This window comes from Streptomyces sp. NPDC056835, from assembly GCF_042789485.1.
In the GTDB taxonomy this organism is placed as follows: domain Bacteria; phylum Actinomycetota; class Actinomycetes; order Streptomycetales; family Streptomycetaceae; genus Streptomyces.
In genome coordinates this window covers 133,989-145,996 of record NZ_JBHUBB010000012.1, presented here as the reverse complement: position 1 = coordinate 145,996, position 12,008 = coordinate 133,989, and the positions used below count along the sequence as shown (strand labels likewise).

The 12,008-nt window shown below is 68.4% G+C and carries 13 protein-coding genes and 2 pseudogenes; 9 read left to right on the top strand and 6 right to left on the bottom strand.

The annotated features are described in order from the left end of the window. Nucleotides 1–169: 169 nt before the first annotated feature. Entirely contained in the window at nt 170–649 is a 480-nt protein-coding gene (locus ACFRMN_RS16265; RefSeq protein WP_383019415.1) for an RrF2 family transcriptional regulator, read from the top strand. A 291-nt stretch (nt 650–940) separates the two neighbouring features. Here the strand turns inward: ACFRMN_RS16265 and ACFRMN_RS16260 are convergent, their stop codons facing one another. Then, nucleotides 941–1,780: an SDR family oxidoreductase gene (locus ACFRMN_RS16260; protein ID WP_383019412.1), complete on the bottom strand. Its 840-nt coding sequence runs from the start codon at nt 1,778–1,780 to the stop codon at nt 941–943. A 93-nt stretch (nt 1,781–1,873) separates the two neighbouring features. Here ACFRMN_RS16260 and ACFRMN_RS16255 point away from each other — a divergent pair, with 93 nt between their 5' ends. Then, nucleotides 1,874–2,245 (top strand): winged helix-turn-helix transcriptional regulator, encoded by a 372-nt coding sequence (locus tag ACFRMN_RS16255; protein WP_383019410.1) that lies wholly within the window; start codon nt 1,874–1,876, stop codon nt 2,243–2,245. Nucleotides 2,246–2,431: 186 nt separating this feature from the next. On the opposite strand, the gene ACFRMN_RS16250 is transcribed toward ACFRMN_RS16255, so the two are convergent. Continuing rightward, nucleotides 2,432–2,857, bottom strand: coding sequence for a hypothetical protein (locus ACFRMN_RS16250; RefSeq protein WP_383019407.1), 426 nt, complete (start codon nt 2,855–2,857; stop codon nt 2,432–2,434). 536 nt (nt 2,858–3,393) lie between these two features. On the opposite strand from ACFRMN_RS16250, the gene ACFRMN_RS16245 reads away from it, so the two are divergent. Further along, the gene (locus ACFRMN_RS16245; protein WP_383019404.1) at nt 3,394–4,923 is read left to right on the top strand and encodes a helix-turn-helix domain-containing protein; all 1,530 of its coding nucleotides are present in this window, start codon (nt 3,394–3,396) and stop codon (nt 4,921–4,923) included. A 172-nt stretch (nt 4,924–5,095) separates the two neighbouring features. Here ACFRMN_RS16245 and ACFRMN_RS16240 read toward each other — a convergent pair whose 3' ends face one another. Then, a complete protein-coding gene (locus tag ACFRMN_RS16240; protein WP_383019401.1) occupies nt 5,096–6,781 on the bottom strand; it encodes a discoidin domain-containing protein in 1,686 nt (561 codons plus the stop codon). Nucleotides 6,782–7,500: 719 nt separating this feature from the next. On the opposite strand from ACFRMN_RS16240, the pseudogene ACFRMN_RS16235 reads away from it, so the two are divergent. Continuing rightward, nucleotides 7,501–7,683 (top strand): annotated as a pseudogene (locus ACFRMN_RS16235) (VOC family protein); the annotation flags it as partial. Nucleotides 7,684–7,974: 291 nt separating this feature from the next. Here ACFRMN_RS16235 and ACFRMN_RS16230 read toward each other — a convergent pair. Both ACFRMN_RS16230 and ACFRMN_RS16225 read right to left on the bottom strand, forming a co-directional pair. Next, complete coding sequence (locus ACFRMN_RS16230; protein WP_383019398.1) at nt 7,975–8,670, bottom strand: hypothetical protein; 696 nt, start codon at nt 8,668–8,670, stop codon at nt 7,975–7,977. 274 nt (nt 8,671–8,944) lie between these two features. Further along, complete coding sequence (locus tag ACFRMN_RS16225; protein ID WP_383019396.1) at nt 8,945–9,124, bottom strand: cob(I)yrinic acid a,c-diamide adenosyltransferase; 180 nt, start codon at nt 9,122–9,124, stop codon at nt 8,945–8,947. Nucleotides 9,125–9,284: 160 nt separating this feature from the next. Between ACFRMN_RS16225 and ACFRMN_RS16220 the strand changes: the two genes are divergently transcribed. The 4 genes from ACFRMN_RS16220 to ACFRMN_RS16205 are packed head-to-tail and all read left to right on the top strand — an operon-like array spanning nt 9,285 to nt 10,985. Beyond that, complete coding sequence (locus ACFRMN_RS16220) at nt 9,285–9,647, top strand: tyrosine-type recombinase/integrase (protein WP_383019667.1); 363 nt, start codon at nt 9,285–9,287, stop codon at nt 9,645–9,647. 9 nt (nt 9,648–9,656) lie between these two features. Beyond that, a complete protein-coding gene (locus tag ACFRMN_RS16215; RefSeq protein WP_383019393.1) occupies nt 9,657–9,905 on the top strand; it encodes a hypothetical protein in 249 nt (82 codons plus the stop codon). A gap of 42 nt (nt 9,906–9,947) precedes the next feature. After that, nucleotides 9,948–10,283 carry an ArsR/SmtB family transcription factor gene (locus ACFRMN_RS16210; protein WP_383019390.1) on the top strand — a complete coding sequence of 112 codons (336 nt, stop codon included), beginning with the start codon at nt 9,948–9,950 and terminating at the stop codon, nt 10,281–10,283. Then, nucleotides 10,284–10,985, top strand: a complete 702-nt coding sequence (locus tag ACFRMN_RS16205) for a cation transporter (protein WP_383019386.1) — start codon at nt 10,284–10,286, stop codon at nt 10,983–10,985. It begins immediately after the preceding gene. Nucleotides 10,986–11,546: 561 nt separating this feature from the next. On the opposite strand, the pseudogene ACFRMN_RS16200 reads toward ACFRMN_RS16205, so the two are convergent. After that, a pseudogene (locus tag ACFRMN_RS16200) lies at nt 11,547–11,690 on the bottom strand (transcriptional regulator); the annotation flags it as partial. 82 nt (nt 11,691–11,772) lie between these two features. Between ACFRMN_RS16200 and ACFRMN_RS16195 the strand changes: the two are divergent. Next, complete coding sequence (locus tag ACFRMN_RS16195; RefSeq protein WP_383019384.1) at nt 11,773–11,976, top strand: hypothetical protein; 204 nt, start codon at nt 11,773–11,775, stop codon at nt 11,974–11,976. The last annotated feature ends 32 nt before the right edge of the window (nt 11,977–12,008 follow it).

Sequence of the window (12,008 nt, the reverse complement as noted above, 5' to 3'; positions counted from 1 at the left end):
AGACGGGCGGCGACCAGTCCGCTTGTGATCCGCAGGCGGCATCCTGGCCGGCCGCAATCTGTATGCGTGAAAAGTACATATCCTTGGACGGAAGTGCAACTGTAAGAGTTGCTAATATGAAGGCGTAGGGAGCCACCCGGACCAAGCGGCGGAAGAAAGAGGTACGAGCATGCTGGACGTGAGGTTCTCCAGCGCACTGAAGGCCATGCTCCTGCTGGGCCATGCCGAAGAAGAGGGCAGTCCCGTCCTCAGCTCGACCCAGCTCGCCAGGAGTCTGGACATGAACCCGAGCCTCGTACGCAAGCTGATGGTCCCGCTGGTGCGGGACGCCCTCGTCGCGTCCATCAAGGGCCGCAGCGGGGGCGTCCGCATCGGCAGACCCGCGGACCAGATCACACTGGGCGAGATCTACCGCTCATCCATTGGGGACAAACCGCTGTGGGCCCCCCGGCCGGAGGGGCCCCGGGAGTGCCTGGTCACCAACCACTCCGCCGAGTACTTCGCCAGGCTCACCGACGAGACCGAGGCAGCCGTCCTCGGCACATTGGCAGGCCGCACCCTCGCCGACAGCCTCGACGAGTTGCGCGCCATCGACCGGGCCGGCGGAGCTCCCGCTCCGGAACGGCCGCTCGCCGCGCCCCGTCATTAGCCGGGCTGGTTACCCCGTTGGGGCTTTCGCACAGGATGGCCCGCTGACCGAGCGGTGCGGTCCTTCCACGCCGTGATCACCGGCTCGATCAACGGCCACTGTAGGACGCGGGTGGGGCGAAGCATCGGCCGGTGAGCGTGACGCCGAGGCGCGCCCTCCCGACCTTTCGGCTGCGGCGTTGGTTCCGGCCCCGACAGGGGGCCGTGTCAGCGTTAGCTTCAGGTCAGGTTCTTCGACTGTCGGCAGTGGATCGCCGAGTACGAAGAGCAGTTCCGGCGGCGCTGACCAGTCTCAGCGGAACGCGGCGACATTGCGGGCGGCCCAGTCCGCGAAGGGGCGCGGGGCGCGGCCGAGGACCCGCTGGACGTCCGGGCTGACGCGCAGCTCGGCCGGGCTCGGGGAACCGAGGATGTCCAGGGTGTCGTCGGCGAGCTCCGCCGGCATGCTCTGGGTCATGGCGGCCTTGGCCTCGTCGCGGGTGAGCTCGTGGAACCTCACTGGCGAGCCCAGCGCGGCAGCGATGGCCTCCGCCTGCTGGCGCGGAGTGATCACCTCCGGGCCGGTCAGCTCGTAGGCGCCGCCGGTGTGCCGGTCATCCAGCAGGCAGGCCGCCGCGACCGCGGCGATGTCCGCCGGGTCGATGATCGGCACCCCGACGTCGCCGAAGGGCGCGGCGACGACCTGTTGCGCGCGGACGGACTCGGCCCACCACAGAGCGTTGGAGGCGAAGCCGCCCGGACGCAGGATGGCCCACTCCAGGCCGGACTCCCGCAGCGTGTCCTCCAGCTCGCGCATCGCGATCCGCGTTGGGCCGAAGGGCCTGGTCACCACGCCCAGCGTGGAGAGCAGGACGACCCGGCGGACCCCGCTGTCCGCAGCTTCGCCGATGATGTCGGCAGGGCTGGCTCCAGTGGTGTGCAGGTCGCCGGACAGCAGGAGGAACATCGCCTTCGCCCCGGCCAGTGTGGGCTTGAGGCCGGCCGGCTCGGCCAGGTCGGCCGTCACGTGGCGGACGCCGTTCGGCACCGCCGCCGTGTGCCGTGACACGGCCGTCACCTGCTGGCCCGCCTCGGCCAGTGCCTGCGTCAACGGCCGGCCGATATTCCCGGTAGCCCCGGTCACCACGATCATGATCAGCTCCTTGTCAGATGTCCTTCTGTGGCCTTCACGCTAGGAGCGCGGGCTAACTTTTGGTAAGGACATACCTTGAGGTAAGCTCATGGCATGGCGGGAAGCGTGCAGCACAGACAGGTCGAGGCGGGGAAGCGGTATGACGTGTTTCACACCGACTGCCCCGCGCGCGATATGGTCGACCACGTGACCAGCAGGTGGGGCATCTGGGTGCTGATCTCCTTGCGGAGCAACGACCTCCGGTTCTACGAACTGCGCGAGAGCATCCAGGGCATCAGCGAGAAGATGCTCGCCCAGACCCTGCGCGCGCTGGTCCAGGACGGCCTGGTCTGGCGGGAGGTCGAGCCGACGACGCCGCCCCAGGTCTCCTACGGGCTGACCGAGTTCGGCCGGGACATCGGCGAGCCGCTGACGGATCTGTTCGACCGGATCACACGGCGACTGCCGCCGCGCAGCGCGGGATAACGGGTAGTGGCTGACACGCATCGCATCCCCGACGCGATGGACGACCCGCTGAGCCCAGATGTGCGCCCTGATCCCATAGCGCCCCTCTGGCCCTGAACGCGAACTGGGTCCCTGGGGAGTGCGGATCACGCTCACGCCCGCACCCCCCACCAATGGATGACGGAGCCCCAGAGACAACCTTGAAGGTTACCCCGGGTAAAACAACTTCTTCTCGCAGTACTGCAACAGAGTGTCACCTTCGAATGTGGCAACTTGGAGCACAATGCCGTTTATTTTGTTATTCTGGCCCGCAGGGTTCATGTATGTATTCCAGGACTTATAGGTGCCGTATCCGTCCATATTCTTGCGCCATGCGTAGTAAATCCTGTCGCCGGTCGTCCACTGCTCGGCGAGCCTGACGCGAACATGGTGACCGTCCGCCTTTTCGTCGTACAGCTTGATATTGATGCCGGTAGCTGACCCCTCGTAAGGCCAGTTTGCGATATTTACGGATCCGCTTGAGGTGAGCGGGGAAGTGGTGCAGCTTCCATAGGCGCTAGCAGCGCTTGCGGGACCCACTCCGAGTACCGAAAACAGGAGAGCCCCGCCAGTCAGCATGCTGAATTTTGCCATTTTATTCATTAATCCCCCAAGATGAATTCAGCTGGCCATTTCGCGTTGCGGAAAGCAGCCCTCGGGTGGGCCATGCGGCATTCGGCGGTCGAGGCGCCGAGATGACCTACCCGGGGTCATTTACGACCCTAGAATTCGCGACTGGGCTGCGACAAGTGTCAGCTTGCCCTGCGAAAGACGTCGACGGTGTCGACCAGCACAGTCACCACGGAAACACCGGCGAGCGCGCGGTCTCGTCCGGCACACCCGTAGGGGTAGCCGGGGTGAACCAACGCCGGCCCGGGGCCGGATGTACCGGCAGCCCCTCGATGTCCTTCCCGTCCCGGCGCGCGCGTCGTCCGGCGTACAGCCCCGCCTCGGCGCGTAAGCCCTGCCTCGGTGCAGAAGGCCTGCCTCGGTGCATAAGGCCCTCGCGTGGCGAGTCAGCCCTCCCGGGGGGTGGCAGAAGTCCTGCTGCGGCGGGGACAATCGGTGTCTTCCCGTGGCGGGTTTCCAGGACCCGGGCACACTGAGCGGCGAGGCAAAAGGGGTGCGGCGTGGGTCCGCAAGCGGCGCCGTCCACGGACTCCCGGCGCGCGGCCGACGTCCTGACCATGCACCGGCTGGCCCACAGGGTGGACGGCGTACAGGCGCTGGTGCGGTGGCTGGCGCGCCGGACGGGGTGCTGGGTCGGGTTGATGGACTCGGCCGGCGGCGTACAGACGGCTTCTCCCCGGGGGCGCGGCTCCGATGTGATGCTGCTCGTCGCCGACGCGCTGCGTGTGATGCGTGAGCGGGGGCTGCGTACGTTCGTCACGGATGAGTCCCCGGGCCGCTCGGTCGCGCTGCTGACCATCGACATACCCGGCGACCAGTCCGGCCCCGTCCCGTGTGGACTGGTCCTCGCGGTCGTCGGATCGGATCCTCTCGGGACGGCCGCCCCGGGCGCCGCGGGGCCACTGCTCGGGATCTGCTGGTGGGCGCGGGAAACCGAACGGACCCGGCGGCGCGTGGAGATCGCCGACGCACGCGGACGGGAGGCCGTGCTGCATCTGCTGATGTCCGGAAACCTCACGACGGCGCATCAGATCGCGAGCGTCCTCGCACCGCGCCTCCACGATCCGGCCAGGTTCCATGTCATCGAGTGCGGCGTCGACCGACGGGCCGAGACGATCCGTATCTGCACCGAACTCACCGGCGGCCGGGCCTGGATCGTACGGTGTCCCGTTTACTCCGACCATGTGCTCGTGGTCGCGTCGGCGACCCCGGATCCTGCCGACGCCCGCCGACTGGAAGCCGCGCTCACGGCCGAGATCGAGGGCTGTGTCGTGGGGACCGGCGACGCGCTGGCGCTGCGTGATACGGCCACCGGCTACGAACAGGCATTCCATGCGCTCGCGGCGGCCCGTGGCCGCCCCGAGCGCTGGGCGCGGTTCGACGCCACCCTGGGGCTGCCCGTAGTGATGGGCCACCATGGCCATGCCTGGGCCGACCGCCTGCTGGCACCGCTCACCGGGCACATCCCCGCCCGGGCCGCCGACCCCGACAGCCGCACACTCACCGACACGGTCCGGTCATGGCTGGCTTTCTCGTCCACCGCGACCCGGCACTTGAAGATCCACCGCAACACCCTTGCCTCACGCCTCCGCCACATCGAGACGCTCCTCGGCCTCGACCTGGAGCTGGTGGGTGACCAGGCGAAGCTCGATCTGGCCCTGCGGATCGCGGCGTTGCCACACGTGACGGACCACGGGCCGACGGGCACGGCGCAACCGGCTCCGGCCGAGGACGCCATCGAGGCGCCGCTCCGCCTGCCGGCCGTACGGGAGTGGGCACTGACGCAGTTGCGCCCCGTACACGAGGACGCGCCCGCGCTGGAGACGACGCTGCGCACCTGGCTGCGCAACGACACCCGGCTGAGTACGACGGCGCGGGCCCTCGGGGTGTCGGTGACAGGAGTCCGGAAGCGGCTCATACGCCTCGAACAGGTCCTGCACCGATCGCTATTACGGGCCCCGAACGCGCGCCATGACCTATGGCTGGCCATCGAGATCCTCGATCGCGGAAAACCGGACAGGAACGTCTGACACCCGGCACCGCGTATGGGTGGTCGGGTCCGCCGGCGGTACGGAGCGGCGGCGCCCAGACACCGGCCGCCGCCGCGATCCGCGTGGCCTACGGTCCGGCGTCTGGGTAGATGTGCTCCCACCAGCTGACGGCGACCGCCCCGCCCGGCATCATGGCGATCAGGACGCCACGTCAGTCCGCGTACACGCTCAGTCCCGCGAGCTGCCCCGCCGGCCAGCCGCTGTTCCCGGTGAATTGGATCCGCACGAACCGCGCCGACGAGCCCACGGCGACCGGGATCGTCACGGTGTTGCCGCTCGCCGGGTTGAACACGTACGCGGCCGAGGCGCTCAATGGGGACATGATGCCCCCGTCGGCCACCGTCGAGCCGAGGACCGACAGTGTCTGGGTACGGGTCGCCCAGGCGGGGTTCGGGGGCAGCGACAGGACGACGCGCTTCACCGGGCTGACCGAGCCGAGGTCGACCTGGATCCACTGCGGGAAGGCGGCGTTGTTGGCGCTCTCCCAGTAGCTGTTGCTGTCACCGTCGACGGCGTTGCCCGGGGCGTAGTTCTGCGTCTGGCTGCTCGCGCTCGCGGGCCTGCGCAGTGCCAGGTCCCCGGTCGGCGGCGGAGTCGTGCCGCCCGGCGGGGTGGGGCGGACCGGGGTCAGCGCCAGCTCGCCCTTCAGCATCCGCCCGCCGTCACCGGTGAGCCGCAGATAATAGTCCGACGAGCAGGCCGTACCGTCCTCGTCCAGGGCCCGGATACCCGAACCCACCGGGATCTGCGAGGAGTTCTCGGCGGTCTTCGCGATCTGGTTGCCCTCGTTGAACTCGTCGAACATGGAGATGTAGATCCCCGCGACCCCGAGCCGGCACATGTTGTAGAACTGCCGCCACATGAAATCGCCGTGCGCACGGTGCCCCGACTGGAGATCACCGGGAAGGACACAGGGCTGGTAGTCGATGCCATGGGCGTCGCAATGTGCCTGGTCGGGCGAGTTGACGTTGGTATAGAAGTTGTCGGCGCCCGCGATGTTCCCGATCCGGCCGACCATCCAGGGCGAGAGCATGTCGAAGGCGTGGTACACGTCCAGGTACCCGGCGCGCGAGTCCTCGTTGCCGCTCCGCCAGTGGGTGGGCACCCCGCCCATCACATAACAGCCCTGCGCCTTGAACCAGTTGACGACATCCAGACAGACCGGCGCCGACCAGGTCTTGTTGGGCTCGTTGAAGCCGAAGCCCCAAATACCCACCACCGGCTTGCCGTTCTGCCGGGCATAGGCGGGCGACGCCGTGTACGCCTTCATCTTCTCAAGCCAGTCCGCCTTCATCTCCGGCTGCATATTCGTCCAGCCGGTGGCGTCGTACATGATGTAGAACTTCCGCCCGTGCTTCTCGGCGGCGCTGCGCACCTTCGCCGCCATGGCGTCCCTCGTCGCGCCCTCGCCGCCGTTGGGGTTGAAGCGCTGGAGGGCGGCGGTGTCCATGCCGTACTGCTGCATCCACGAGAAGTGGGTGTCGACGGTCTGCTGGTCGTACGAGGAGAACAGCGTGGCCGGCTGACCGCTGCCGAGCGCCGGATAGGCGGTCCGGTAGGTGTGGGTGTAGTCGCGTACGTCGGGCCAGCTCACGATCGCGGTATTGGTCGGGGAGGGCGACTGGCCCCAGTTCTGCGACCAGTGCCACCAGCCGTTGATGGGCGCGCCGTCACCGGAGCAGGCGAACCAGCCCTGGTAGCCGACGGTGATCTTGCCGACGACATCTCCCGGCGGGGAGGCCGCCGCCTGTGCGCTCTGGGCCTGGGCCCCCAGGCCCGCAGCCGCTCCGGCACCTGCCAGTGCGGACGCGATGACGGTCCGTCGGGAAACGGCCATGGGATTCCTCGCAATCGGCTCGGTCCGGTCCGTGTCCCTACGTCCCGGCGCGCGTGGTGCGAACGCCACTCAACGTAGGGACACGGAAGGCCATGAGCAAGACGAGGAACCGAAATTTATCGACCAACCGACGTCAGGATCCGACAGATTGAGCGAAATTACTGTTCAGAATGGGTACGTAAACCTGAGGGAGTACGGGAGTCGGAACACAGGAGTCCGTGCCACGGCAGTCATGGACCAGGCATTCACCGAGACGGCGCGCACGTTGTATCGATCGAGCGACAGCCGCGGCCGGCCCGAAGCAACCGCCCCGGTCCTGGCAGTCCTCGCACAGGTGTGGGTGCGGGCGGCGCTTACTCCAGTCCCGGGTGTATCCGACCGCCTTCCACCGGTCGTAGGTGAACCTCTGCCCGCAGCCCGCGCATACCGGCCGCCGCGCCTCCCGCTGTGCGGCTTCCCGCGCCTCACGGCGCCGTTGTTCTTCCCGGGCGGCTTGGCGGCGGCGGGCGATGTGGGCGTCCCGGCGGGGGTTGTCGATCGCGTCCAGCGTGGCTCCCGGTGGTCGCGGCCGCAGCGCCGGAACGCGGGTCCGGCCGGGCCGTGCTCGCGCAGAGTTCCAGCGTGGTCGCCACGATCGGGATGCGGCCGTCGTAGGAGTGGTGGCCGCCCTCGCTGTGCCACCGGCCCTGCCAGTGGTGGCGCGCTGACCCGCAGACCTCGACCTGAAGGTCGGCGGCGGGCGCGACGTCCCGTTGGCGGTCCGCGCGCAGCGGGTCACGACCACGGTGGAAAGACTGATCAAAGCCGGCGCCAGCGTGCTTCGGATCACGGATGAGCCGGACATGGGGCAGTACGCCGTCCAGCTGCGGGACCCGGAAGGCAACGAATTCGACGTTGTCTAGGAATCGTTTGGCCATGCGACTCGGCGCGGACTCGGTGCGGACTCGGCGGGGGCGGGTGCGTGGGCGGCCCGGGCCGGGGCACCCGGGTCCGTTCCATCACGGCCTCGAACTGCGGGGAGTCGCCGCGCTGCCCGGCGGTGATCACGATGCGTCCATATCGGAGGCCGACCGGACTTCCTGCCCCTGGGCAACAGTGCTACCAACACTGCCCGCTGTTCGTCCGTCAGATCTCCGCGCGACACACAGCAAGATCATCTCGCGCTCAAGATTCACTTTCGAAACACGGAACACCTAGCTGTCTGAAGGGTGTGAAGCGGGACGAGTGAACAGGTGTGCTTGCTGTATCCCGGCCTTGCGTAGTTCGTCTGCCACGATACGCAGCGCGGTGCGGGCCATATGCGGGAATATCCCGCCCTTGCAGTCCATCCACACGCGGGGGACCGTGTCGTCGACGGCGACGTAGTTGGGGCTGTAGAGGTCGGTGTCGGTCATGACATCTTCGGCCTCCTCCGGCGAGAGTTCGCGGCCGTCCTCGAACACGCACGTCAGACGGCGTCTCGCGGCGGTGAGCGCCGCGACCGCACGGGCCGGGTCGCTCGACTCGACGGCGATCTCCCAGTGCTGCTGAAACATGGCGCCGTCGTCCCCCAGGATACGCAGCGCGCCCGGGTCTACCGTGATGCCGCTTGGTTCGCTCTCCGAGAGCACGGCCCGGCGCATCCAGAATGCGCTCTGGAGGGTTTCCGCGCATGCCTCGGCCACGCGCCAGAGCATCTGCGGGCCGGAACCGCGAACCGCCTCCTCGAACAGGCCGCGTGCGAGTTGGTGGTCTCCCGACTCCAGGGCCCGGCAACCGCGTCTGAACGCGATCTCGGCAGGGTGATCGGCAGTTGGCAGGAGGGACTCATTGGTATCCATACGTCCATAGCTATCACCCAGCTCTGCCATACAGTCGCTGAGCTGCCGAATCACCGGCAGTGCCGACACGGACCCGACCGGTCAGACCCGACCGGCAAATGGTGATGATCACCTGTCAGAGGACACAGGAGGTGCGATGTCCGTGAACCCGAACCCTGAGACAGCTTGGTACCTCCAGTACGCGGTGAGCCGGCCGGGCGAAGGAGCGGGGGCGTCGACTGTCCGGACGTGGCTCGGGAAGTAGCGGGCCCTGAAACACCGGACGTTCGCGTTCAACGCGGGACCGCCTGCGACAAGTCGTGGGCTGCCGTCCCGGCACTCGGGTGGCAACCCTCGGCCGTACTCAACGGGCGCGGTTCCACCAGTCCACGGTCTCCAGCGCCAGCACCTGATCGAGGGAGTCCAGGACCTCCCGCTTGTCGAGCCAGCCGGAGTGGACGGCCCATGCCACCTCGTCCAGGACGACCAGCCCGTAGCCGGGGGTCTCGATCGCCTTCTCGCCGTGCGCCCAAGCCAGAGGCACACAGGGACGTCAGGGCGCGGGGCCGACATCGAAGCTGGATCTCACCGACTGGTACCGCAACCCGAAGGCACCGGAGCTGGGCCGGTTCGGTTCCCTGCACGTCCGTTACGGAAAGCGGTCCAAGGGTTCCCCGCCCAGACGCCGGACAGTCCTGAGCGTGATGCCGTGGGCCGTGGAAGCGGTCGACGACTACGTCACCAACATCCGCCCCCGCTACCGCGCCTCGACCGGAGCAGCCCTGTGGCCAACGGAACGTGGCGGTCGGCTCCAGAGCCAGCAGATCGAGGACCGCTTCGCCGAGTACCGTGACGCCCTCGGCCTGGACTCCGATCTGGTGCCGCACTGCCTGCGGCACAGCCACGTCACCCATCAGATCGAAGCCGGCGCCGACCCGGCGTTCGTCCAGCGGCAGGTGGGCCACTGGTACGCCTCGACGACCGTCCTCTACACCGGTGTGAGCGGTGACTTCACGAACACGATGATGCGCAAGGTCCTGGACAAGGCCCTGCACCACGGCCAGTAGGGAGACGACGTGACAGCGAAACTGGACTACCGGTGGCATCTGCGGGAGGTCAGCCGCAGCCAGCTGATCCGTCGCCTCCAGGTACTCGGTGTCCGCCCGCGTATGGCCCGCAACGCGGCCCCCGTCGAGCTCGCCTCCGAGCTGCCTGCGGTCGTGGTCAGCCGCCTGCTCGGCATTCACCGGAACACCGCCGACACCTGGAAGCGGCTCGTCGGCCAGGGCAACACCTACGCCGCCGAGGTCGCCAGCCGCGCATAATCCACGATTCTCTGAATTCAGGATTCGATGTACTGTCGAGGTGTGCTGACACTCGCTGCTGACATCGAGGTGCTGGCGCGGTTCGGCCGCGCCCTCGCCGATCCCATCCGCTGCCGCATCCTGCTCACCCTTCGCCAAGCCCCGGCCTACCCGGCCGACCTCGCCGACGCCTTGGAGATCTCCCGGACCCGGCTGTCGAACCACCTGGCCTGTCTGCGCGATTGCGGCTTGGTCGTCACCGTGCCCGACGGCCGACGCACCCGCTACGAACTCGCCGACGAACGCCTCGGCCACGCGCTCGATGACCTGCGGGCGGCCGTGGTCGCCGTCGAGGCCGACAAGACCTGCCCGGACGCTACCGACAAGGGCTGCTGCTGAATGACCGCGATATCCCTCGGCTCCAGCCCCGCCCGCCGCGATATCCTCACCCGGCGCATACGCCTGCTCGTCGCCGCGACCATCACCTACAACGTCATCGAAGCCGTCGCCGCGATCACCGCCGGCACCCTGGCCTCCTCGACGGCGCTGATCGGCTTCGGCCTCGACTCGGTCATCGAGGTGTCCTCCGCCGCAGCTGTCGCCTGGCAGTTCTCCGCCCGCGACCACACTGTCCGCGAAGCCCGCGAGCAGCGCACCCTGCGGATCATCGCCGTCTCGTTCTTCGCGCTCGCGGCCTACGTGTCCGTCGACTCCGTCCGGGCGCTGACCGGCACCGGCGAAGCCGGCCACTCGATCCCCGGCATCGTCCTCGCCGCCCTCTCCCTGGCGATCATGCCGTTCCTCTCCGCGGCCCAGCGCAAGGCCGGCCGCGAACTCGGCTCCGCCTCCGCCGTGGCCGACTCCAAGCAGACCCTGCTGTGCACCTACCTCTCCGCCGTGCTCCTGGTCGGCCTGCTGGCCAACCTGCTGCTCGGCTGGTCCTGGGCCGACCCGATCGCCGCCCTCGTCATCGCCGCCATCGCCGTCAAGGAAGGCCGCGACGCCTGGCAGGGCAAGGGCTGCTGCGCGCCTACGGCTCACGCACCCACCGCGGCTGCCGCACCCACCTGCGAGTGCGCGACGGGCTGTAGTTGCTGCTGAGAACCGCCCCCGAGGTTGGTCCGGGGCGCCCGGGCCGACCTTGACGCGCGCATTGCACAACTTCTGATAGCCGGAACTACCAGCGGTCTCTATGTCCGGCATGACGTGCTCTCCAGCAGCAGAGGGGTGGTCAGGGGTGCACGGCGTAGCAGCGCGGGACGTCGAGGTCGGCGGTGCGGACGGTGGACCATCCGGTCGTGAGCAGCTCGGCGTCCGCCATGGTGATCCCGAGCCCCTGGAGGGCCGGGTCGGTGGTCGCGCGGCGGCCGGTGATCTCGGTGACGACCCAGAAGGTTCCGCCGGGCGCCAGGAGGTGGCGGACACGGTCGACGAACGCGGCACAGGGCGTTACCGGCCTGCCGGTACAGCAGTAGGTCTTCCAAGCCCGACAGGCCCGGCCAGTCGTCTGAGACCGCGGATCCGGCCCAGACCCCTCCGCCTGTTCATTCGACCGGATCCGTTGGAACAGCCACACCCGAGATCAATTCACTGCCCAACGGTCCGTAAGCGGCGGTCCGTGTGAGCCTGACCTCTTGCAGCGCAGGACCACTTCGCCCTGTGCTATCCGGCGCGGCCGAGACGGGTGGCGTTGTCGTACGACTCGCGGGCGTCGAGGAGTTCGTCCCAGTGCTCCTCCGTCCAGGCGCAGGCGATCGCCATCGGTTGGAGCATGCTGCGGCCCAGCGGCGTCAACTCGTACTCGACATGCGGGGTGGCCTTGGCCTAGCCCGGCTTCCCGGACGAGTTCCGCGTCTTCTCTCTTGGTCACGCGGCGGGCCTCGAAGAGTTGCGGACGTGTGACCTGGACTGGACGTACGTGGCCCCGGCGGGCGACTTCGACCATGAGGGCACGCGCGCCGGCCGGTACCGGATCGCCGAGCATGGCGACCCGGCCAGCCGAATTACGTATGAGGACCTGGCGATCGCGCTACTCGACGAGATCGAGGCGCCTCGCCATCTCCGCGCCGCTGTCAGCGTGCGAGAGGCGTGACACCCGAGGTCCACAGCACCCCGGGGCCTGAG